This window comes from Nostoc sp. PCC 9305 (assembly GCF_963920915.1).
In the GTDB taxonomy this organism is placed as follows: domain Bacteria; phylum Cyanobacteriota; class Cyanobacteriia; order Cyanobacteriales; family Nostocaceae; genus Nostoc.
Window position 1 is genome coordinate 1 of the sequence record NZ_CAWUDN010000261.1, and the last position, 1,102, is coordinate 1,102.

General features: G+C 42.9%; 1 protein-coding gene. It reads right to left on the reverse strand.

Annotated elements, in window-relative coordinates; all coding sequences use genetic code 11:
• Window positions 1-103: 103 nt before the first annotated feature.
• The coding region (locus tag ACM0OX_RS35675; protein ID WP_414519935.1) for a group II intron reverse transcriptase at window positions 104-1,102 on the reverse strand (999 nt) is incomplete at its 5' end.

Consider the following 1,102-nt stretch of genomic DNA (forward strand, 5'->3'; position numbering starts at 1 on the left):
CTAAGCCTAGTAAACTCAACGAGGTTGTCACCAACCCCGTTGGTCTTCAAAACCGTGCTTAATAGTTTCCCATTACACGGCTCCTCAATGATTTGGCACATTGTCATGTGTACTTCACAACTGAACCATCTTCAGTTGTCTTTTCATCGTGGCAGTGTTTATGTAATATCTGAAGATTTTTATATTCGTCTTTACCTCCCAAACTTTTAGGGGTTTTGTGGTCAATCTCCAGTACATCTTCCTCTCGAAAGTACAGTCCGCAGTGGGTACATTTCCCTTTTTGTGACTTTAGGAGCGTTGTCATTCTTAAGGTCGCTTCGGGGTGTTTTCCCATTCTTGAACTCCAATAAATTAGGTTGCCATCATAAGGACTAGCATCGCCTTTAACTTTCACATGCCGAACTATTGGCGTTTCTGCATGTGACCTTAGCCGCATCGGGTTTTTACCCTCTTGCTTGGTGGCGAATACCCAATTGTCATCACCAATGATTTGCCAATATTTATTTGACACCCATCTCCCAGATTTCTTAGGGTGGCGATGTTTTGCCCAAGCTCTTAGCTTTAGATACATAAGATTATCTACGTCAGAGTAGGCAACCTTACTTACTACTGTTGAGTAGTAGTTTGACCATCCTATAATTACCGGGTTTAATCGGCTGATCAACGCTATTTGGGGCGCTGCCTTATGGTCATCAATGATACTTGCTACTCGGTTGTAATGTATCTTCTGCTTCTCTTTGCTTGGGGTGATGATTGTTTTGAAACCTTGCTTTGAGTGGTATTTACCCACTTTCCACTGCCGTATGTTAAAACCGAGGAAGTTGAATCCCGGTTTTTCTGACCCATACTCATTAAGAGTGTGGGTTAGGCGTGTTTTGGCTGGCTTCAATTCCAAACTCATGTCCTTTAACCATTCCGAGATTATCTCTTGGCATCTTTGGACAACGGTTATGTCTTCATGAAGTATCACAAAGTCATCGGCGTATCGGATAAGGGAGAGGCTTCTGCTGTTGTGCATTTTCCTCCCTGGTAGCGTTTCCGCATAGTTTTTTATCCGTTCTTCCATTCCGTGAAGGGCTATATTAGCCAGTAGTGGAGAAAT